General features: G+C 61.4%; 13 protein-coding genes and 2 pseudogenes. 9 read left to right on the top strand and 6 right to left on the bottom strand.

Annotated features, from left to right (window positions below):
* Window positions 1–154: 154 nt before the first annotated feature.
* Window positions 155–1,417, top strand: a complete 1,263-nt coding sequence (locus tag ACRECX_RS12435; protein WP_431559153.1) for a sulfotransferase family protein — start codon at window positions 155–157, stop codon at window positions 1,415–1,417.
* Between the two features lie 32 nt (window positions 1,418–1,449).
* On the opposite strand, the gene ACRECX_RS12430 is transcribed toward ACRECX_RS12435, so the two are convergent.
* Window positions 1,450–1,737, bottom strand: a complete 288-nt coding sequence (locus tag ACRECX_RS12430; RefSeq protein WP_431559169.1) for an HU family DNA-binding protein — start codon at window positions 1,735–1,737, stop codon at window positions 1,450–1,452.
* Window positions 1,738–2,034: 297 nt separating this feature from the next.
* On the opposite strand from ACRECX_RS12430, the gene ACRECX_RS12425 reads away from it, so the two are divergent.
* The gene (locus ACRECX_RS12425) at window positions 2,035–2,778 is read left to right on the top strand and encodes a hypothetical protein (protein WP_431559152.1); all 744 of its coding nucleotides are present in this window, start codon (window positions 2,035–2,037) and stop codon (window positions 2,776–2,778) included.
* Window positions 2,779–2,832: 54 nt separating this feature from the next.
* Here the strand turns inward: ACRECX_RS12425 and ACRECX_RS12420 are convergent, their stop codons facing one another.
* The 3 genes from ACRECX_RS12420 to ACRECX_RS12410 form a co-directional block, all read right to left on the bottom strand.
* Window positions 2,833–4,782: a beta strand repeat-containing protein gene (locus tag ACRECX_RS12420; RefSeq protein ID WP_431559151.1), complete on the bottom strand. Its 1,950-nt coding sequence runs from the start codon at window positions 4,780–4,782 to the stop codon at window positions 2,833–2,835.
* Between the two features lie 270 nt (window positions 4,783–5,052).
* A complete protein-coding gene (locus ACRECX_RS12415; protein ID WP_431559150.1) occupies window positions 5,053–5,193 on the bottom strand; it encodes a hypothetical protein in 141 nt (46 codons plus the stop codon).
* 332 nt (window positions 5,194–5,525) lie between these two features.
* Complete coding sequence (locus ACRECX_RS12410) at window positions 5,526–6,605, bottom strand: AI-2E family transporter (RefSeq protein ID WP_431559149.1); 1,080 nt, start codon at window positions 6,603–6,605, stop codon at window positions 5,526–5,528.
* A gap of 190 nt (window positions 6,606–6,795) precedes the next feature.
* Between ACRECX_RS12410 and ACRECX_RS12405 the strand changes: the two genes are divergently transcribed.
* The 4 genes from ACRECX_RS12405 (at window position 6,796) to ACRECX_RS12390 (ending at window position 12,141) form a co-directional block, all read left to right on the top strand.
* On the top strand, window positions 6,796–7,026 hold the full coding sequence (locus tag ACRECX_RS12405; protein WP_431559148.1) for a hypothetical protein: 231 nt from the start codon (window positions 6,796–6,798) through the stop codon (window positions 7,024–7,026).
* Between the two features lie 598 nt (window positions 7,027–7,624).
* Window positions 7,625–8,587, top strand: coding sequence for an IS1595 family transposase (locus ACRECX_RS12400; RefSeq protein WP_431559147.1), 963 nt, complete (start codon window positions 7,625–7,627; stop codon window positions 8,585–8,587).
* 192 nt (window positions 8,588–8,779) lie between these two features.
* Window positions 8,780–11,668, top strand: a complete 2,889-nt coding sequence (locus tag ACRECX_RS12395; RefSeq protein ID WP_431559146.1) for an N-6 DNA methylase — start codon at window positions 8,780–8,782, stop codon at window positions 11,666–11,668.
* Window positions 11,668–12,141, top strand: coding sequence for a DUF7689 domain-containing protein (locus ACRECX_RS12390; RefSeq protein ID WP_431559145.1), 474 nt, complete (start codon window positions 11,668–11,670; stop codon window positions 12,139–12,141). Before ACRECX_RS12395 ends, ACRECX_RS12390 begins: the two co-directional genes overlap by 1 nt.
* A 307-nt stretch (window positions 12,142–12,448) precedes the next feature.
* On the opposite strand, the gene ACRECX_RS12385 is transcribed toward ACRECX_RS12390, so the two are convergent.
* On the bottom strand, window positions 12,449–13,408 hold the full coding sequence (locus ACRECX_RS12385) for a hypothetical protein (RefSeq protein ID WP_431559144.1): 960 nt from the start codon (window positions 13,406–13,408) through the stop codon (window positions 12,449–12,451).
* Between the two features lie 510 nt (window positions 13,409–13,918).
* Here ACRECX_RS12385 and ACRECX_RS12380 point away from each other — a divergent pair.
* Window positions 13,919–14,799: pseudogene (locus ACRECX_RS12380) on the top strand (transposase).
* Between the two features lie 29 nt (window positions 14,800–14,828).
* Here ACRECX_RS12380 and ACRECX_RS12375 read toward each other — a convergent pair.
* Complete coding sequence (locus ACRECX_RS12375) at window positions 14,829–15,374, bottom strand: DUF4760 domain-containing protein (RefSeq protein ID WP_431559143.1); 546 nt, start codon at window positions 15,372–15,374, stop codon at window positions 14,829–14,831.
* Between the two features lie 241 nt (window positions 15,375–15,615).
* Between ACRECX_RS12375 and recA the strand changes: the two are divergent.
* Together recA and alaS are read left to right on the top strand one after the other, a co-directional pair.
* Window positions 15,616–16,701, top strand: a pseudogene (recA, locus tag ACRECX_RS12370) (recombinase RecA); the annotation flags it as partial.
* Between the two features lie 358 nt (window positions 16,702–17,059).
* Window positions 17,060–19,858, top strand: coding sequence for an alanine--tRNA ligase (gene alaS, locus ACRECX_RS12365; protein WP_431559142.1), 2,799 nt, complete (start codon window positions 17,060–17,062; stop codon window positions 19,856–19,858).
* Window positions 19,859–19,862 lie beyond the last annotated feature (4 nt).

The following is a 19,862-nucleotide window of genomic DNA, read 5'->3' as shown; positions in this document are numbered from 1 at the left end:
CTCCATCCTTTTAGCAAGGATATTGCCATTAGCCATCCCCGGCACTCCCCAGGGGCGAAGCCCGCGATCATCGGCCTCGCCCTTTGGGGCTTCCCTTGCGCCCTGATCGCGTCTAAGCGGGACGCAAAATCCGATCCTGGACAGGAGTTCCCGCGTGCCCGACTACGAGGTTATGCCGCCGGAGGAAGACGGCAAGCCGCAGCGCCGCCGCCGCAAAAAGCCGAAAATGCCCGCGCTTACCATCGAGCGCTATGGCGGCCGTCTGCTCTATGTCTGGTTTGGCATGCGCTTTTCGGCCTTGATGCGGCTCTTTTGGCGCGGCCGCTTCAGCTTCACCTTGAACTGCATCCCCGACACCTTGGCGCTGTTTTTGTGGGTGCCGTGGAACACGCCGCTCAAATGGATCTCGGAGTGGAAGTACAAGAGAAACGCGGAAAGCTTGCCACTCGACCAGCCGCCGATCTTCGTCGTCGGCCACTGGCGGAGCGGCACCACCTTGCTCCACGACTTGTTCTCCGAGGACCCGAACCTCGCCTACCCCACCACCTATGAGTGCTTCTTCCCGCACCACTTCCTTCTGACCGAAGGCAGGCTCGACAAGGTGTTCAAGATCCTCCTGCCAAAGCGGCGTCCGCAGGACGACGTGCCCGTGGGCTTCGACCGCCCGCAGGAGGAAGAGTTCGCCATGATCATGCTGGGCGAGGGCTCGCCCTATAACACCATGGCCTGGCCCAGGCGCGGTCCCGCCGACAGCGCCTATCTCGACTTCAAGGGTCTTTCAGAAAAGCAGGTCAAGAGCTGGGCCGACGCCTTCATGTGGTTCTACCGCCGGCTCAAGCTGAAGCACGGCAAGCGCCTCGTCATGAAGACGCCCGCCAACGCCGCGCGCCTCAAAGTGCTGACCAAGCTCTTCCCCGACGCGCGCTTCGTCTACATCGCGCGAAACCCGCTCGACGTGTTTCCGTCTACGGTCAAGCTGTGGCGCGCGCTCTACTCAACGCAAGGCCTGCACAATCCGCCCAACCTCGATCCCTGGCTCGACGACTACGTGCTCGACATGTTCCAGCGCCTGACGGTGGCCTTCGAGGAGGACCGTCACCTGATCGCGCCGGACCGCCTCGTCGAGATCCGCTACGAGGACCTCATCAAGGATCCGGTCGGCGCCATGCGCGACATCTATGCACGGCTCGGACTTGAGGGGTTTGCGGAAGCCGAAGGGCCGATGCGCGCGATTCTGACCGACCGCGCCGACCATCGCGTCTCGTCCTACCGGCTGCCGCAACCGATCGCCCGCAAGGTCGCCGATCGCCTGAAGCCCTTCATCGACCGCTACGGCTATCGCCAGGCGGTCGATGCCGCGCTCGCCGCGCCGGACGTCAAGACCAGGGCGCCGGCCCGCGAGACCGAGCCGTCCTAGAGGCGATCCCCGCCCGCCTCGACGGCTTAGCGTCAGACTGCGTCTTTGGCGGCCTTCACCGGGCGGACCTTGAGCACTTTGCGCGCGGGCTTCGCCTTGAAGGTGGTCGGCTCCTTGGTGAACGGGTTGACGCCCTGGCGCTCCGGCGTGGCCGGCTTTTTGACGACGACGAACTTGGCGAACCCCGGCAGCATAAACGCGCCGCTTTTCTTCATTTCCTTGTAGCCCACGTCGGCAAGCGCCTCCATGACCGCCTTCACGTCCTTCTTGGCCAGCGACGCCTGGTCGGCGATCTTCTGAATGAGCTCGGTTTTCGACATCATGCGTTCATACTCCTGAAAAAGAGCAGGCCCTCAGCCGCTTCAAAGGCCTTGGCCGCATCCCATGCACCATGACCCATGGCCGATTCCGGGGCTTTCCGCAACCAAGCCGATGACCCTGTTGGTATCTCTTTCGGCCCGATTTTGGGCAACTGAGGGGCCCAGGGGGCACGGCGAGGCAGGCCGATAGGCAAACGTTCACCAATTTGCGGCTCAATTTGCCGTGCTCGTGCCACGGTTTTATGCCGCCATGGCGGGGTCATCGCGATCGCGGGACTGACGGGCGGGGGACTTTAAGTGGCGCTCTTCGCTGCCGGCATCGCTCTTACGGCGCTTCTCGTCGCGACCTACACGGGCCGCTACACCTGGATTGCGGCCGGCTCGATGGCGCTGTCGCTCGCCGCGCTCGTCGGCCTCCTGTTCCTCGCCACCGCCAAGGACAAGGAGGCAAGCGAGGGCATCGTCGCGCTGACCGACCAGCTTTCGCCGGTGTTCGACCGCCAAAGCCTGGAGTCGCTGGCCTCGACCCTCAAGCACGTCTCGGCCGCGTTAAGCAGGCCCGCTCCGCCGCGCGCGGCGCCGCCGACGGAGCGCCGTCAAGCCATGCAAGCCGCCGTGGCCGCGCCCTGGCCCGAGCCGACGCAGGAGCCGAAGCACGAGCCGGAGGCACCGGCGGGCGAGGCGGTCCGCTGGCTTCTGGAGGAGGACGCTGTGGCCCCAGGCACGGCCGGCGGCTTCGTCATCGGCGGCGTCAACGTCTCCGGCCACGCCCTGAGCGGCGTCCAAGCCATCCTCAAGCCGGACGAGAGCCGGCGCGAACTCGGTCTCGCCTTGACGATCGAAGGACACGAGGCGGGAGGCGAGGCCGTCATCCCCTCAGATGCGCGCTTCAGCCTGTCGCGCGACGCCGCGGCAGGTGGGCCGCTCGCGGATGGGGAGGGCGCCATTCTGTCGTTCCGCTACACCCAAGCCGGCCAGCAGAAAGCGACGATCCTTTACCTCACCGCGCCGATGGTCGCCCGTCTCGCCAATCGCCAATAATCGCGGCGCCCCGCCGCGCGCGGTCTCAGCCTTTCGTCTTAGTCTTGGGCAGGCTCACAGCAGGAAATCGCCCTTCGCCAGGCTGCCCACGGCAACGAAGATCTCGAAATCGGCCTTGCCGTCGCCGTTGACGTCGCCCTGGACGATGACTTTGGAGCCGTTGTCCTCGTAGCGAAGCTCGCCCTTGGTCTCGCTGAAGTCGTCCTTGCCAATCCACTTGAACTTCTGATTGCCGGAGACACCGCCTTTGGCGTCGATGTCGCGCAGGTCGATGTCGTCCTGGTTACGCTGGAAGTGATTGATCTTGTCGCGCTGGCTGCCCTTCTTCGATTCCGAAATCTTGTTGAAGTCGAAATCGTCGCTGCCGGAGCCGCCATACAGGAGATCGTGGTGCGCGCCGCCTGTGATAACGTCGTTGCCATCTCCGCCCTTCAGCGTGTCTTTGCCAGAGCCCCCGAAAATCGTGTCGTTGCCTGCGCGGGCATCAACTTTGTCGTTTCCGCCTTTGGCGTCGATCGAGTCGGCAACAGTGGTCGGATGCGGCTGGCCGGCAACGGTCGTGCTTGCATTGATGACATTGCTTGCGCTCGTGCCATTGATGACGGCGCCGCCAATGGTAAGCACCAGGTCGTTGCCGTCGCCGCCGTCATAATCGATCGTGTATTTGCGGCCGCCGGTGAGGAACGTCGAGCCGTCAGGACGTCCGGTAAAAATGCCCGAGATGGCGTCGTTATCGTCATTGTCGAGGATACGGAACGTCGTTCCCGCCGCGGGATCGAAGCCTCCGATGCGCGAAACGGACAAAACGGCGTTGGCGAGCGTGGCGTTTCCGGCCACGTTAACCTGATCGTATCCCGTGCCCGCCGTGGAACCGCCGAGTTCAATCCTCAGCTGCGGGGTGCCCGCGAAGGTCAGGTCGTCTGTCTGCAGCATGCCTGCGCTTGCGCCGGGCGCGAGTATGCCGCCGGCGTTCACGTCGACCACGCCGACCATGCCGCTGCCGCCAAGCGTGGCGCCATTGTTAACGGTCACATCGCTGATGGGATCGAGCGAGCCGTTGACGATGAGCTGGCCGGCGGCGACGTTGGTTGGGCCGGTATAGGTATTGATGCCGGAAAGCGTCAACGAGCCGGTCCCAACCTTCACCAGGGAGCCGCCGGTACCGGAAATCACGCCGCTGGCTTCGCTGGAAAGATTGTTGCTGCCGACCGTGAGTTCGTTGGCGCCAAGAATGTAGTTGCCGGCGCCTGCAATCGATCCGGCGCTGACCTGATTTGTGCCGGTCAGGCCCGTGCTGCCGGAGAAATCGACGGTGCCGCCAAGCTCGGTGATGAAGCGCGCATTGCCGCCGGTGCTGTTGTCGTCAAAGTCCGTTACAGCACCGCCCGTGGTGGTGATTGTGGCGTTGCCGGCCGTGCTGTCTTCGAAGAAAAAGATGAGGTTATTGTTCTCGATGGTCGCGTTCGCAAGGGTGACTTGCTGGGGTTGAGCAAGGTTTGCCTGTCCGACAAACATGAAATTGTTGTTTGTAATGGTCGCATTGCCGGCGCTGGCACTATCCATAAAATAGAGCTGCCCGGTGTTGGTGTTGATGATGGTAGCATTCTCCGCGGTACTCGATCCCACGAATTGCGTCACGCCGCTCGTGGTGATCTGCGCATTTCCGCCGCTTGCATCGTCGAAGAACTGAAGGTTGCCCGTGTTATCGATGGTCGAATCGCTTGCGCTGGTGTTATTGGAAAACCAGATCTGACCGCTGTTCGTAATGTTTGCCTGGCCGGCAGTGGCGTTTTGAACGAACTGCCAAAGACCTACACCTAAACCTGAGTGCGTGATCGTCGCCGTGCCGGCGGTGCTGTCGCCGGCAAAGAGCAAAAATTTGCTGCTGTTGATCGTCGAGTTGCCGGCGGTCGCGGTGTCGCCAAATGTAGACCCAAATTGCATGCTGCCGGTCACGGTGAAGGTCGTCGTGTCGCCGGCGGCGCTATCGCCAAAAAACGCCATCGCGCCGCTGACATTGACCTGAACGGCGAGGCCGCCTGATTCAATTCCGGTGCCGTCGAAGCTGACCTGATTGCCGGCGGGGCCTACCGTGAAAGTGTAGCCTGCTACGGTGATTGTCCCAGGTGCCGACGGACATCAAACCTGTAATCGTCAGCGACTGATTGCTCGATGCATTGAAGGTGGCTGTGTCGCCGGCGCCCGGAACGCCAGCGCTCCAGTTGGTTGCGTTGGTGTAGTCGCCGTCGACGGTGCCCAACCAGGTTGAGTCTGTCATGGGTGGATCTTCCGCGATCCGAGGCGGTCACGCAGATCGGCGAACGGTGCGTTTTGGCTGCCTGCGGCGGTCGAATTGACGACGCCGTTTGCTGTTACGTTGAAGAATGGGGTGGTGCCGACGCCTTGAATGGGCATGGTGAGGCCTCCTCAACCGATCGGGACGGCAATCATTTCACGTTGTGGGATTGCTGGCCTCCTCCGATCGGAGGAGGCCTGGTCAGTTTTGCTGGGCGATCGGCGCAAAGGCGCCTTGCCGTGGGCAGGGGTTAGCCGGGGGCCGCTCTCAAGCGCGGCGGCCGTCAGCACGTGCGGAGATGGAATGAATGCGTAGGACGACGTCTCTTGCGCGAGACAGATCATGGCCCTGACCTCCTCGCGGCCAGACCCGTCCCCAGCCTATCATGGCTGGGGGCCAGGGACCTAATAAGTCTTTGATTGTGCTTATTTTCCGCGCAATTCTTGGGGTCTCAGCGTCCCTCGCCGGAGCCCTTGCGGCGCGGCGCTGCGCCGCCGGAAATGTCCCACACGGCGATGAACATGGCGGCGATCAACGGGCCGATGACGAAGCCGTTGAGGCCGAAGATCGCGAGCCCGCCCAAGGTCGAGATCAACACCACATAGTCCGGCATGCGCGTGTCCTTGCCGACGAGATAGGGGCGCAGCAGATTGTCGACGAGGCCGATGACGCCGGCGCCGAACGCCATCAGCACGAGGCCCTGCCACACCGCGCCGGTGGCGAGCAGATAGAGCGCCACCGGCAACCAGACGATGGCCGCGCCGAGCGCCGGCACGAGCGACAGGAAGGCCATGAGGACGCCCCACAGCACCGGGGCGTGAATGCCAAGCGCCCAGAAGATGAGGCCGCCGAGCGCGCCTTGGACGATGGCGACGAGGATCGTGCCCTTGACCATGGCGTTGATGACCACGGCAAACTTCTCGAACAAAGCGCGCTTCTGCTCCGGCCTGAGCGGGATCGCGTCCTTGATGCGCTGGGCCAAGGCAGCGCCGTCGCGCAGGAAGAAGAACAACAGATAGAGCATGAGGAACAGGCTGATGATGAAGTTCGCCGTGCCCTGGCCGACCAGCACGGCCTGAGTGGCGAAGAACTGGCTGCCCTCTTTCAGGAGCCTCGTGACCATTCTCTGCACGTCGCCGACGTCCGTCACGCCGAGCCGGCCGAGAATGCGCGACGCCCACCCGGGCAGCGCATCGAGGAAGCGTTGCAGCCCGAGATCGAGCTCGCCGGACTGGATGCGGTCGTAGAGCGCGGTGGCCTCGCTGACGAGCGAGGCGGCGGTGATCGCCAAGGGCAGGAGCACGATGGTGACGATGATCAGCACCATCAGAAGCGCGGCGAGGTTGCGGTGCCCAGGCATGGAATTGGCGAGCCGCCGATGTGCCGGGGCGAACACGATGGCGAGGATGGTGGCCCACAGGATGGCGCCGTAGAACGGCCAGAGGACAAAGGCGAAGGCGAGCGTGACGAGGACGAGCAAAGCGAGAAGGGCCCTGTCCTGCGGCGTGCTCTCGCGCGGCTGTTGGCTCATGCTTTTGTGCGGCCCCTCGTCCGAAGGTGCGGATCATAGCGGGCGCCGGCCGGCACGCGAAGCGCCGCTTCGCGCCGGGAACGAGGGGGCGTGCGAGCGCGCGCGTTTTGCGCTATGGTTAACGGGCGCATCCTCCGCGAGCGATCCCATTAAGGGGGATGCGAACGGGTCTTACGACCAAGGAGGGAACATGCGGAAGCTTCTGATTCTGTTTGCGGCGGCCTTTGCCCTGCTGCTTGCCGGCGCGCTCGGCTTCCAGGCCGAGGCGACGGTCGGCGGAGGCACCCAAGGCCTGCCCGCCGCGGCCAAGAACTATTCGCCGGTGGACCAGGTGTCCTGCCGGACCGCGGGGCCGCTCTGTCCGCTGGGCTACACCCGGGTCTGCCGCTTCTGGAAATGCTGGTGCGCGCGCTGCAAATAGGCAGCCCGAGCGCATAATAAGGCGCGAAGTTCGCTGGGCCGCCCCGTTCGGGCGGCCTTTTGTTTTGGGGCAATCGCCGTGCGGCCGGGCCGCTATCCTTGGCGGGGTGAGGACGCGAGGGGCCGCCGACCGAGGCGGCGGCCCCCTCGTTGGATCAGGTCAACTGACCGGTTTGAAATTCTGCCCGGCGATGGCCCTCGCGGGTCCGCGCCAGCAATTTCCCGCTGCATCAGAGATGACGCAGGTCTCGCCGCCGCCTGACAGAGAGCACGCGACAGAGAAAGGTCCCCTTCCTTTGAGCGTTGTCGCGTTGGCTTTATTTCCCTGCGTGCCGTCCACCCAATACACGTTGCCTCCATCGTCGACGACGACGTAGACGCCTTGAACTCCCGCCACTCCAGCCATTTGTGTTCTCCATCGATTGCGCACATCTGTAATACAACTAGTAGTAGCAGAACTAGCATAAGTCGAACAGCCGAAACGAGGACACTCAAGCTCCAATCGGGACGGCGCCTGTCGACCACCCCCGTGGGGGTACTGTCCTAATTAGGGCACTAATATACTTGACACAGTAAGCCCCAACCCCTAGATTGGGGGTATGGCACACGAACCCAAGACCCTCATTGAAGCGATCAGATATTTTTCTGATCCGGATGTGGCCCTCAACACGCTGGTTGAGTTGCGCTGGCCAAGCGGCGTTCATTGCCCGACTTGTGGTCGTACCGATGTTCGCTTCATTGCCACGCGGCGCATTTGGGAGTGCAAAGAGAAGCATCCTAAGCGGCAGTTTTCGGCAAAGGTCGGAAGCATTTTCGAGGACAGCCCGATTGGCCTCGACAAGTGGTTCGCCGCGATCTGGATGGTTGCCAACTGCAAGAACGGGATCAGCTCGTACGAACTTCACCGCTCGCTTGGCGTTACCCAAAAAACTGGCTGGTTCATGTTGCATCGTATTCGGTTGGCGATGCAGGCCGGTTCATTTTTCAAGATGGATGGTGAGACCGAAGCCGACGAAACATTTGTCGGCGGACTCGCAAAAAACATGCACAAGAAGCGCCGTAAGAGCACCGTCACTGGAACAGGCGGTTCGGGCAAAACCGTCGTCATGGGTATCCTTGAACGCAAGGGCAAACGGAAGGCCAGCCGCGTCCGCGCCCGCGTCATGCCCAACACTCAGAAAGAGACCCTACAGCGTGAAATCCGAGAAGCAGTCGAACTCGGGTCGTGCATCAATACTGATGCGTGGGCAGGCTATCGCGGGCTGTCGCCGGACTACGTTCACGAGGTAGTCGATCATGCCGTCGAATATGCTCGCGGGACGGTCCATACCAACGGACTTGAGAACTTCTGGAGCCTACTGAAGCGGACCATCAAGGGGACCTACGTCAGCGTCGAGCCCTTCCATCTGTTCCGGTATTTGGACGAGCAGGCTTTCCGGTTCAACGAGCGTGAGGACAATGACGGCGGGCGGTTCCGTATTGTGCTATCTTCGGTTACTGGGAAGCGGCTGACCTATAGGCAACTGATTGGTGATGACGCGGAGCCAACGTCCCCGAACTGAAGGCCCCCGCGACGGCGGCGCGGCCGACAAAGAAGCGAGCCCGATGGAGAGATTCAAGTCTCTGGCCCGTCGGCTATTGAACGTCTCGCGCAAGGAACTCGGCCAAGAGCAGAAGCGCTTCGACGCGGCGAACGCCGCTCGCCGTCAGAAAAAAGACAGAGGCGTCTGACTTCGGGGGGAGAAGCGGCGCGCATGGACGATCTAAAGACAGAACGAGACGTGGAGGTAAAACTCCTTCACCCGCTTTTCAGCGACACCTTGGGCTATCCGCCCGATCAGCTTGATTGGGCGCACCGGGTGCCTATGCATCTCGGCCGCCAAGTTTTGAACAAAGAAGCCGATCTCGTCGCCAAGTTTCGCGGCAAGCCGGTGATCACCGTTGAAGCCAAGAGTCCGAATGAGCCTGTCCATTCTGGCCTCGGACAGCTCGACTCATACGCCTTTGCGCTCCAGACGCCTTACAGTGTCATCACGAACGGTAGGCGCTTTCTTCTGCGCGGCTATTACTCTTTCAATAGCCGGATTAATGTTATTGACGACACCGTTGACTCGCTCGTCGAGGGAAAGTGGAAGGCGCTTCGGAAGCTCATATCCTTCGCCAACATTCCGGCCACCATCCAAGAGAAACCAAATCCGGTCGTTGCTCCAGATGAAGAGAGGATCAAAGACTATCGTCGGTTCTTCCGGAAGATTCACAACGCGATCCGTGACCGCGACAAGCTCGACCCGGCCGCAGCCTTCGATGAATTAAGCAAGCTGCTCTTTTTGAAAGCAGCGGAGGATGAGTGGCGGCTGAAGGCACGATCTAGGCCCGTGCTGACTCCCGAAAAGATCGAGGAGTGGGAATCGCTCGGCAAAGGGAAGGCGAAGGCGTTTGTCAATGAATGGTTCCAGGCCGCCACGGAGGAATTGTTTCCGGGCGTCTTTGAGGATCACCCGCAGATCAATCTTTCGTCGGGCACGCTGGCAGCCGTGCTGAGGGATATGAAGCCCTTCCATGTCCGAAACGGGGATGTGGACGTGAAGGGCCGCGCCTTTGAGGAGTTTCTGCCATCGCAACTCCGCGGCGAGGGACTTGGCCAATTTTTCACCCCTCGGCCCATCGTCAATTTCATGGCGGATCTTGCGGAAATTTCTATCCACGATGTCGTGACAGATTTTGCGTGTGGCTCTGGAGGATTCCTAATCAAGGCGTTTGAGCAAATGCAGCGTGGTGTGGACGAGCTTCCATCGGGGACGCTGCGCCGGATGGGCACGACAAGAGCCGAAATTCTTGACGACATAAGAGCGCATCAAATTTTCGGGATTGATGCCGAGCCTCGCGCCGCAAAGACCGCGAAGATGAACATGCTCATGTGGGGCGATGGAAAGAACGTCGCGAGGGGCAACGCGCTTGACACGAAAGACATCACCGGGAAGCCCTACCAGCCCGCCGAATACAGCGAGAAAAACCAAGGATCAGGAGCCACTCTGATCCTGGCGAATCCGCCCTTCGGCAGCAAGGAGAAGGATCCCGATATACTCAACAAGTATGAGCTTGGCAGCAAACTTCAGGACAAGAAATCCGAGAAGACAGAAATCCTGTTTATCGAAAAGGGCCTTAAGCTTCTCCGTCCGGAAGGCAAGATGCTGATCGTTCTGCCACAGGGCATGATGAGCGGACAGTTGAACCAGCGCGTCCGCAGCTTCATTCATAGCCAAGCCGAAATTCGCGCGATAGTGAGCCTGCCAACCCATGCCTTCGTTCAGTCTGGCGTGCCTACGGTCAACACATGCATTCTCTACCTTCAGAAATTCACGAAGCAGAAAAAGGAACTCTACGATTCCAGAACGGCAGACATGGAGCCCGACGCGGTTCGTGAATTTCTCCGGACCGATCCGGATTTCGATTATCCAATTTTCATGGGAACCGCCGAGTTCATTGGCTACGAGCCAAGCGGGCGGATGATTGTCGGCGCAGGCGAAAAGACAGACCTCGACCTCTTGTTGGAGGACTTTGCAAATCAGTCAGAGATCACCCGTCCCGACACCGACCTTTTCGAGTTCGCCAACCGGTTCTACGGAGACAAATCGTTTAGGCGGAAGGACCAGACAATCCGAGGGACAACCAAGGGACTGAAAACAGCCTTCGTAGTGCCCTTCAACGAGACCGAAGGACGACTTGATCCACCATTCTATCTTTGGCGCTACCAAGCCAGTCGGTTGCTCGCAACACTTTTACCGCTGGGTGACTCAATTGAAGAGGCTGGAGAACGCTTCAGCCCCAAGACCGACGATGATCTTGACCGCGAGTATCCCATGATCAGCGTATCGAGCGACGGACGGGTCACACTGAACGAATACGTTCGTGGCGAAAGCTTCGGACCAAACTACCGACCCAAAAAGGTAAGACACAACGACTTTGTCTATAACCCGATGCGCGCCAATATCGGGAGCATCGGACTCGTCCCCAAAGAGCTGGACGGCAGTCTCGCCAGCCCCGACTACAAAGTCTTCAGATCCAAAAAGCTGAAGCCAGAGTTTCTCCTGAATCTTCTACGGGCACCTTTTTATCGGATGTACATTGATGTGGTTTCGACCGGCTCTATTCGAGATCGATTGCATCCCCGCGATCTCCGAAAGATGCGAGTCCCAGAGGTCAGCCGGAGCGAACAGGTCGTTGTTTCGGAGATTGTGCGTCGGACGGAGGACGAATTGCGCCGCCTCCAAGAGGACGCCGTGAACCAAAGAGCCGTCGCGACCGGCCGTCTCCACAAACTTGTTAATGCATCTGCCGCGCTTGCGTCTGACACCGAAAATCTGGAGGCGGCCTTTGCGACTCTCGCCGACCAATGGCGCCGGGAAACGGCGATGTATTCGTCGATCCAAAAGAAGGTCGAGCATCTTGCATATCAAAAGATTATTGCCATGGGTGAGGATGCCGTACCGCTAATTCTTCGGGAGCTAGAAGCTCGACCGGCCTACTGGTTTGCGGCGTTGAAGGCCATCACGAAAGCGTCTCCAACTGGAATTGGCAGTGGTCTAAAGCAGGCCACGACTACATGGCTGCGCTGGGGAAAAAAGCAGGGATATATTGATTGATGGCTGCGAAATTTCTTTCGGTTGATAAAGAAGCGCGCTTTCCCAATCTAGACCGGAGCGACTACCAAGTCACAAGTGACGAGACGGCTGACTACAATTGCATTGCCCACGCAGCGGGCAAAGATGACAATTGGTGGTGGCCTGACGATCCCCCCGCTTATTGGCCGGATGGGCACGACAGGACAGACACAATTGAAGCGTTCGTAAAGGCCTACGCGACTGTTGGCTTTTCCCTTATCGAAGACGACAACTACGAGCTTGAAGTGGGAATAGAGAAGATCGCCATATACGTGGATGGCGACGGCATTCCGACTCACGCCGCGCGACAGTTGGAAGATGGGTCATGGACAAGCAAGCTCGGCGAATGGGAAGACATTCAACATAAAACGCTGAACGCCGTGGAGGACAAGGGTGACCTCGGCCTTGGCTACGGGAAAGTCGCCGTTATCTTGCGAAAGCAGAGAACCCCATAGCTTGGGGCTCACTGAGCCAAGTATATTAGTGCCCTAATTAGAGGCCGAGTGTCCTAATTCGCCACTAGCGACGATTCCAAAACTCAGTATCTGGATGAGGCCGGTTGTGCGAGCATTGCTTAACCAGATTAAGCACGCCCACAACCACTAGGCCGATAGCGGTAAAGCCAATCACGAATTTTGCCCACGACTTTAGGAAGTCGCGCCCTCCTGGGAAGAAGGCGCAAGTGGCAACAATGCTGGCCAGGACCCAGAGAGTAATCCACGCGGCGTTAGTCATCGCGTCGCATTAAGTGCTCTGGACTGCCTAAGACTTTGGTTTCAACAACCCCAAGATTTTTTCGTAGTGGTCGAGAAGCTCCTTGAGCTTCTTGAGACCGGCAGCATCGACGTTAGCCATGATCTCAAGTCGATCACCGATTTGCAGGACGCTGATATCGGCCTTGGATTCCGACCCCTCAACTCGATAGGAGCCAGTCTGAACGCCACCTCTGGCCTGTGGAGCTGGCGCAGCCGCGACAGTGATTTCACTCATGGGAATTCCCGTTTGGCTGCCGTGAACACGCAAATGGCTTCCGTCATTGGAGACCCAAACGACCTTTCGCGGAGGCTTGAACTGGTCGATTCCACCAGAGTTCCACTGAACGTAATCTCCGATTTTAGCGGGGGTTCGAGGCGGTTCACGATCCTCTTTTTCCTTATGCATATCTCCAGCATCTTGGGGTACGGTACCAGATTTGTGCAGCCCGGCAAACGAAATTGTGTCCTTGTAAACGTCAATCAGCGCTGACGCGGCCGCATCGCTGTAGGCTGCCTCACCACCTTCGCTGCGATCCAAGGTCAAGTGATTTTTGAGGACAACATCAGAAATTGCAGGGCTTTGCCCATACAAATCCCAAAGCTCCTTGTGAATTTTCGGGGTCAAAGCGGCGCGCTTAATAGCGTCCAACCGCTTCGGCGAAGTAGGATCAGCATCGCGGACTATGCGCAAAGCAGCGTCGGTCAGTTGGAACTTTCGCTTATCTCCACTCCCCTCATCGGTGAGCAAGCCAAATTGCAATAGCGCTGCCGCCGTGGCCCACAAGCCACTGCTTTTCTGGCCATAGCTCCAAGCCTCAGCCAGAACCTTCACGCCTGCGGGGTGATGGAGAGCGTGGCCGTAAAGCTCCTTAGCGCGTTCAATGGCCTTGCTCAGGGCGATTGCCGGGTAGGGGGGGCTGCGAAACCGCTTCGCGCCCGTGGCGGTCTCTTGGGTCGTGTCGGTCATCTGATCGGCTCCTTTGCCGACCTTACTTACTCCCTTGACTGAAAAACGTCAAGGTATGGCCATACCTCACATACCTCCGTTTTTTCTTGCGCCGGGGTCGGCCAGAACATATATTGGGCTCGCCGTCAATTCTGGCGGAGAGCGGAGAACAGCAATGACCAGGAGGGTTAGAGCCTGCGCAGCGGCCAGCCGACGCGGTGCGGGCGAGGATAAGGGAAGGGCTGCCACCCGGCCCGGCAAAGGTGAGATGGCAGCCCTGCAATCGGCTTCGTTGATCCCGGGTCGTCTAGTGGTAGGACGCCGGCCGTTACAAGTCAGGAGACCTACGTTCGAATCGTAGTCCGGGAGCAAATCGAGTGGGGCCGTCACTGCGCTAACAGCGGCGACCCCGGATCACAACCTCGGGATTGGGCCCCGAAGCAATGACCGCTACCACGGAATATAGTGGATTCCCTAGCATTTTGCTAGCGGCGCGCTTCGGGCCTGTCCCCATGACGGATTGGGCCCGCCATGAATATCCTTCCACGTGACAAGCAGATTGAGATTATCACCGCCCTCACCGAGGGCATGTCGATCCGCAGCACTGAGCGCCTGACCGGCGTTCACCGCGATACGATTATGCGTCTTGGAGCTCGTATCGGGCGAGGGTGCGCTCGCCTTCACGACTATCGGATGATCGGCCTCCGCGTTGGCCGCATCGAGCTTGACGAACTGTGGTCATATGTCGGCAAGAAGCAGCGCGCACCACCCGCAAGGACGTGGAGGTCAAGGGCGACCAGTACGTGTTCACGGCCCTAGCTTCGACCTCTAAGGCCATCGTGAGCTATCGCGTCGGCAAGCGCACTGGAGCCAATACCGAAGCCTTTGTCGCCGATCTCCGCGAGCGCGTCATCGGGGCACCGGAGATTTCGACCGATGGTCTCCACTACTACGAAACTGCCATCCGCTTCGCCTTCGGCAATCGCGTGGCCTATGGGCAGATCGTCAAGACCTACGTAGGCGAGCCGCACAAGGACGCCGCTCGGCGCTACAGCCCTGGAACGGTAGTAGCCGTAAACCGGCAAGTGATCTCAGGCGTGCCCGCTCAGATTTCGACCAGTCATGTCGAGAGGTCCAATCTGACGGTGCGGATGGCAAGCCGCCGCTTCACGCGATTGACGAACGGCTTCAGCAAAAAATTGGAGAATCACGAAGCTGCATTCGGCCTATTCGTCAGCCACTACAACTGGTGCAGGGTGCATGAAACCACCAAGACTACGCCAGCTATGGCACTTGGCCTGACCGACCATCCTTGGTCCATTGGTGAGCTTCTGGACGTGGCCCTGGGCTATGAGCCCACGAAGCCCCGCATAAAGCGGCACTTCCGCGTAATCCCCGGCGGTAAAGCGTAGGGGCCTAATAAACGTCTGGAGAATAAACGTCAGGATGCATCATCATGGGGCGGTGGGTCATGGAACATTGGCCGGGAGATCGCACTCCAACGTACTTCTAACGCCAGAAGATACCGAAAGTTCTGGGCGTTGAGCCCGATCTTTGCTGGCTGTCCGTCCTTGAGATAGTCGCGTACATACGCTTCTACCAGAGCCTGCAAATGGTCGCGAGCCAAATTTTCCACGTACAGGCCCTGATGCACGCCGATAGCAACGCTATCGAGATAATTTAGGATGGCCACTACATCAGGCCGAAAGCGGCTCGGATCATCCCGAAACTGGCCGTTTTCCTTGGCTTTGCGTAATCGCCGCAGAGCCTTGAGAAACATCGGGTTTGACATAAAATCCTTGCAGGCCGTGAGCGTATGCCAGCGCCGATTTTGCTCCTTGAGAGCCGTTACCTGATCCTTGAGAGCGTCAACCTGCCTGCGGCCTAGTATCACCAATCGAAGGGTTATCGCTGCTTGGATGAAGGCGGCGATAGCCGCGATCAAAGCCGCTAGCGCTGCCCATTCAGTTGGTCCCCAACCCGCCACTCTGCATCCCCACGCGAACACGCGAAAAAGTCTAACCGGAAGTGGAAAGAAGCGCGAGTGTCCTAATTAGGACAGTACCCCCGTGGGGAAGAGAACATTTGCGAACGGAGAACAAAACGTGTACATTGGTCGCCTAGAGCCCGGCCCGGCCTTGCGCCTCGCACGGCGAGGGTGGACGGGAGAGGGCCAAAGCCACCGATTGCCAGCCCCGCTGGCCCATGTGAAATAAGGGAGATGATTCATGTCGAACGCCGCGCTGCGCCTCGTCGAAGGGATGGAAATGGATAAAGAGAAGGCGCTCGAAGCGGCGATCTCCCAGATCGAGCGGAATTGCGGCAAGGGCTCGATCATGCGCCTCGGCCAGAACGAGAAGGCGGTCGAGGTCGAGGCGATTCCGACCGGCTCGCTCGGCCTCGATATCGCGCTCGGCATCGGCGGCTTGCCGCGCGGCCGGGTGGTCGAGATCTACGGGCCTGAATCCTCCGGCAAGACCACGCTCGCGCTTCATGTCGTCGCCGAGGCGCAGAAGCGGGGCGGCATCTGCGCCTTCGTCGACGCCGAGCATGCCCTCGACACCGTCTATGCGCGCAAACTCGGCGTCGATCTCCAGAACGTGCTGATCTCCCAGCCCGACACCGGCGAGCAGGCGCTCGAGATCGCCGACACCTTGGTGCGCTCCGGCGCCATCGACGTGCTGGTGGTCGATTCGGTGGCGGCACTGACGCCGAAGGCCGAGCTCGAAGGCGAGATGGGCGACCAGCAAATGGGTGCGCAGGCCAGGTTGATGAGCCAGGCGCTCCGGAAGCTCACCGGCTCGATCTCGAAGTCGCGCTGCATGGTCATCTTCATCAACCAGATCCGCATGAAGATCGGCGTGATGTTCGGAAGCCCTGAGACCACGAGCGGTGGCAACGCGCTCAAATTCTACGCCTCGGTCCGCCTCGACATCCGCCGCATCGGCGCCATCAAGGAGCGCGACGAGGTGGTCGGCAACCAGACCAGGGTCAAGGTGGTGAAGAACAAGGTGGCCCCGCCCTTCAAGCAGGTCGAGTTCGACATCATGTATGGCGAGGGCGTCTCCAAGACGGGCGAGCTGGTCGATCTTGGCGTCAAGGCGGGCATCGTCGAGAAGTCCGGCGCCTGGTTCTCCTTCGACAGTGAGCGCATCGGCCAGGGCCGCGAGAACGCCAAGGCCTATCTCAAGGAGCACCCCGAGACCGCGGCAAAGATCGAGCGCGCCATCCGCCAGAATGCCGGGCTGATCGCCGGGCAGATCCTCGAAGGCGGCACGGAGCCTCCGGCCGGCGACGAGGCGGCGGCGGGCGAGGCGGTGGACACTGGCGAGGCGGCCGGCTTCGCCGAGGGCGAGGGCACGGTGACCTCCATCTCGGGTGGCGGGCGGCGCGGCAAGCGCGGCTAAAGCGGGGTCGCCGGGCGCGCCACCTGAGGGGCGAGGTCCGGGCACGTCTTCCGGGTGCACTTCTGGAGGGCGGCCTGGCGGTAACGCCCGGCTTTCTGCCGCTTTTCTCTTATCTGGACAGGCTTGGCGCGAGCCCTTATGTGTCTCGCCGAGCCGCCTTCGCCCCGTCCGAAGCGGCAACCCCAAGCATCCGCGCCCGCCGAATCGGCTAGGGTGACGGACGGCGTGACGTGCCGCCCGCGCGAGAGGTCCAGCCTAAGTCCCCATGAGCGCCGCGAAATCCGAAAGCGCGAAACCGAAGCCCGCGTCCTCCCGTGGCGGCGCGCACGGCGTGCCGACGCGCACCAACGACATCCGCGCCGCCTTCCTCGACTTCTTCGCACGGAACGACCACGCCGTGATGCCGTCGGCGCCGCTCGTGCCGCGCCACGACCCGACCTTGATGTTCACCAATGCCGGCATGGTGCCGTTCAAGAACGTGTTCACCGGCCAGGAGAAGGCGATCGCTCCGCGCGCCGCCTCGTCGCAGAAATGCGTGCGCGCCGGCGGCAAGCACAACGACCTCGACAATGTCGGCTACACCGCGCGCCACCACACCTTCTTCGAGATGCTCGGCAATTTCTCGTTCGGCGACTATTTCAAGGAGCGCGCGATCCTGCTCGCCTGGGAGTTGCTCACCAAGGACTTCGCGCTTGATCAGGATCGCCTCCTCATCACCGTCTATGTCGACGACGACGAGGCGGCGAAGCTGTGGCAAAAGATCTCCGGCTTCCCCGCAAGCAAGATCCTGCGCATCGCAGGCTCCGACAATTTCTGGTCGATGGGCGACACCGGGCCGTGCGGGCCGTGCTCGGAGATCTTCTACGACCACGGCGCGCATCTGAAGGGCGGGCCGCCCGGCAGCGCCGACGCCGACGGCGACCGCTTCGTCGAGATCTGGAACCTCGTGTTCATGCAATACGAGCAGCGCGAGGACGGCACGCGCGTCGACCTGCCCAAGCCCTCGATCGACACCGGCATGGGGCTCGAGCGCATCGCCGCGGTGCTGCAGGGCACGCACGACAATTATGCCATCGACCTGTTCAAAACCCTGATCGCCGCCTCCGTCGATCTCACCGGCGTGCCGGCGGAAGGTGCGAGCGCCCCGTCCCACCGCATTATCGCCGATCATTTGCGCGCCTCGTCCTTCCTCATCGCCGACGGCGTGCTGCCGTCGAACGAGGGCAGGGGCTATGTGCTCCGCCGCATCATGCGCCGCGCCATGCGCCACGCACATCTGCTGGGCGCCAAGGAGCCGCTGCTCTATCGCCTGGTGCCGGCGCTGGTCGGCGAAATGGGCCGCGCTTTCCACGAGCTCGAGCGCGGCGAGCCACTCATCGCCGAGACCTTGAAGCTCGAGGAGACGCGCTTCCGCGAAACTCTCGAGCGCGGCTTGCGCCTGCTCGACGAGGCGGTGCAGGGCTTGAAGCGTGGCGACACGCTGCCCGGCGAGGTCGCCTTCAAGCTCTACGACACTTACGGTTTCCCCTACGACCTCACCGAGGACGCGCTCAAAGCCAAAGGCATAGCGGTCGACGCGCAGGGCTTCGCCGCGGCGATGGAGCGCCAGCGCGCCGAGGCGCGGAAATCGTGGGCCGGCTCCGGCGAGGCGGCGACCGAAGGCCTGTGGTTCGAGCTGAAAGAGGCGCTCGGCGCCACCGAGTTCCTTGGCTACGAGACCGAGACCGCCTCCGGCGAGATCACGGCCCTCGTCAAGGACGGCAAGCGCGTCGATGCGCTGAAAGCCGGCGAGCGCGGCATCGTCATCGTTAATCAGACGCCGTTCTACGCCGAGTCGGGCGGCCAGGTCGGCGACCGCGGCGCCTTGAGCCTCGGCGACGCGGTCTTCTCGGTCGAGGACACGCAGAAGAAGCTGCACGGCCTGTTTTTGCATCATGGCGTGGTCGAGAAGGGCGCGCTTAAGGTCGGCGAGACCGTCAGTCTCGACGTCGATCATGCGCGCCGCACCACGACCCGCGCCCATCATTCGGCGACGCATCTTCTGCACGAGGCGTTGCGCGAGGTGCTCGGCACCCACGTGGCGCAGAAGGGCTCCTTGGTCGAGCCGGGGCGCTTGCGCTTCGACTTTTCCCACCCGAAGCCCATGACTCACGAGGAGATTCGCGCCGTCGAGGACCTGACCAACACGATGATCCTCCAAAATGCGCCGGTGGAGACCCACCTCATGACGCCGGAGGCGGCGATCGAGCAAGGCGCGCTCGCGCTGTTCGGCGAGAAATACGGCGACGAGGTCCGTGTCGTGTCGATGGGCGTGGCCGAGGGAAGCACCAAGGCGAACCGCGCCTATTCCATCGAGCTGTGTGGCGGCACCCATGTCAGGCGCACCGGCGATATCGGGCTCCTTAAGATCGTGGGCGAGAGCGCCGTCGCCGCCGGCGTGCGCCGTATCGAGGCGCTGACCGCAGAAGCGGCCCGCCAATATCTCGCCGCCCAGGACGCGCGCGTGCGCGAGGCGGCGGAACTGCTCAAAGTCTCCCCGGACGAGGTCATTCCCCGTCTCGCCGCCATCATCGACGAGCGCCGCAAGCTCGAGCGCGAGTTGGCCGATAGCCGGAAGAAGCTTGCGCTCGGCGGTGGCGGTGCTGCGGCGCAGGGAGAGGAGCAGAACATCGTCGAGGTCGGCGGCACGAAGTTCTTCCGCCTGCGCGTGACCGGCTTGCCGAACAACGACCTCAAGGCGCTCGCCGATGAGGGCAAGGCCAAGGTGAAGTCCGGCATTGTCGCGATCGCCAACACGGCGCCAGACGGCAAGGGCGGCCTCGTCGTCGGAGTGACCGGCGATCTCATCGGCCGCTTCAACGCCGTCGAGCTGGTGCGGGTCGGCGCCGAGGCGCTTGGCGGCAAAGGCGGCGGCGGCCGCCCCGACCTCGCCCAGGCCGGCGGCCCTGACGGCGCGCGCGCCGAGGAGGCGCTGGAGGCGATCGCCGCCAAGATTGCCGGCGATGCGACCGAGCCCGCCGGCGCGGACGGCGCCGAAGCCAAACGCCGTGCCGGAAGCGCCTAACGCC

Origin of the sequence: Methyloceanibacter sp. (assembly GCF_050726195.1) — a bacterium.
Lineage (GTDB): Bacteria > Pseudomonadota > Alphaproteobacteria > Rhizobiales > Methyloligellaceae > Methyloceanibacter.
Note: the sequence above shows the minus strand (reverse complement) of the source record. Positions and strands in the feature narration are given on the sequence as shown.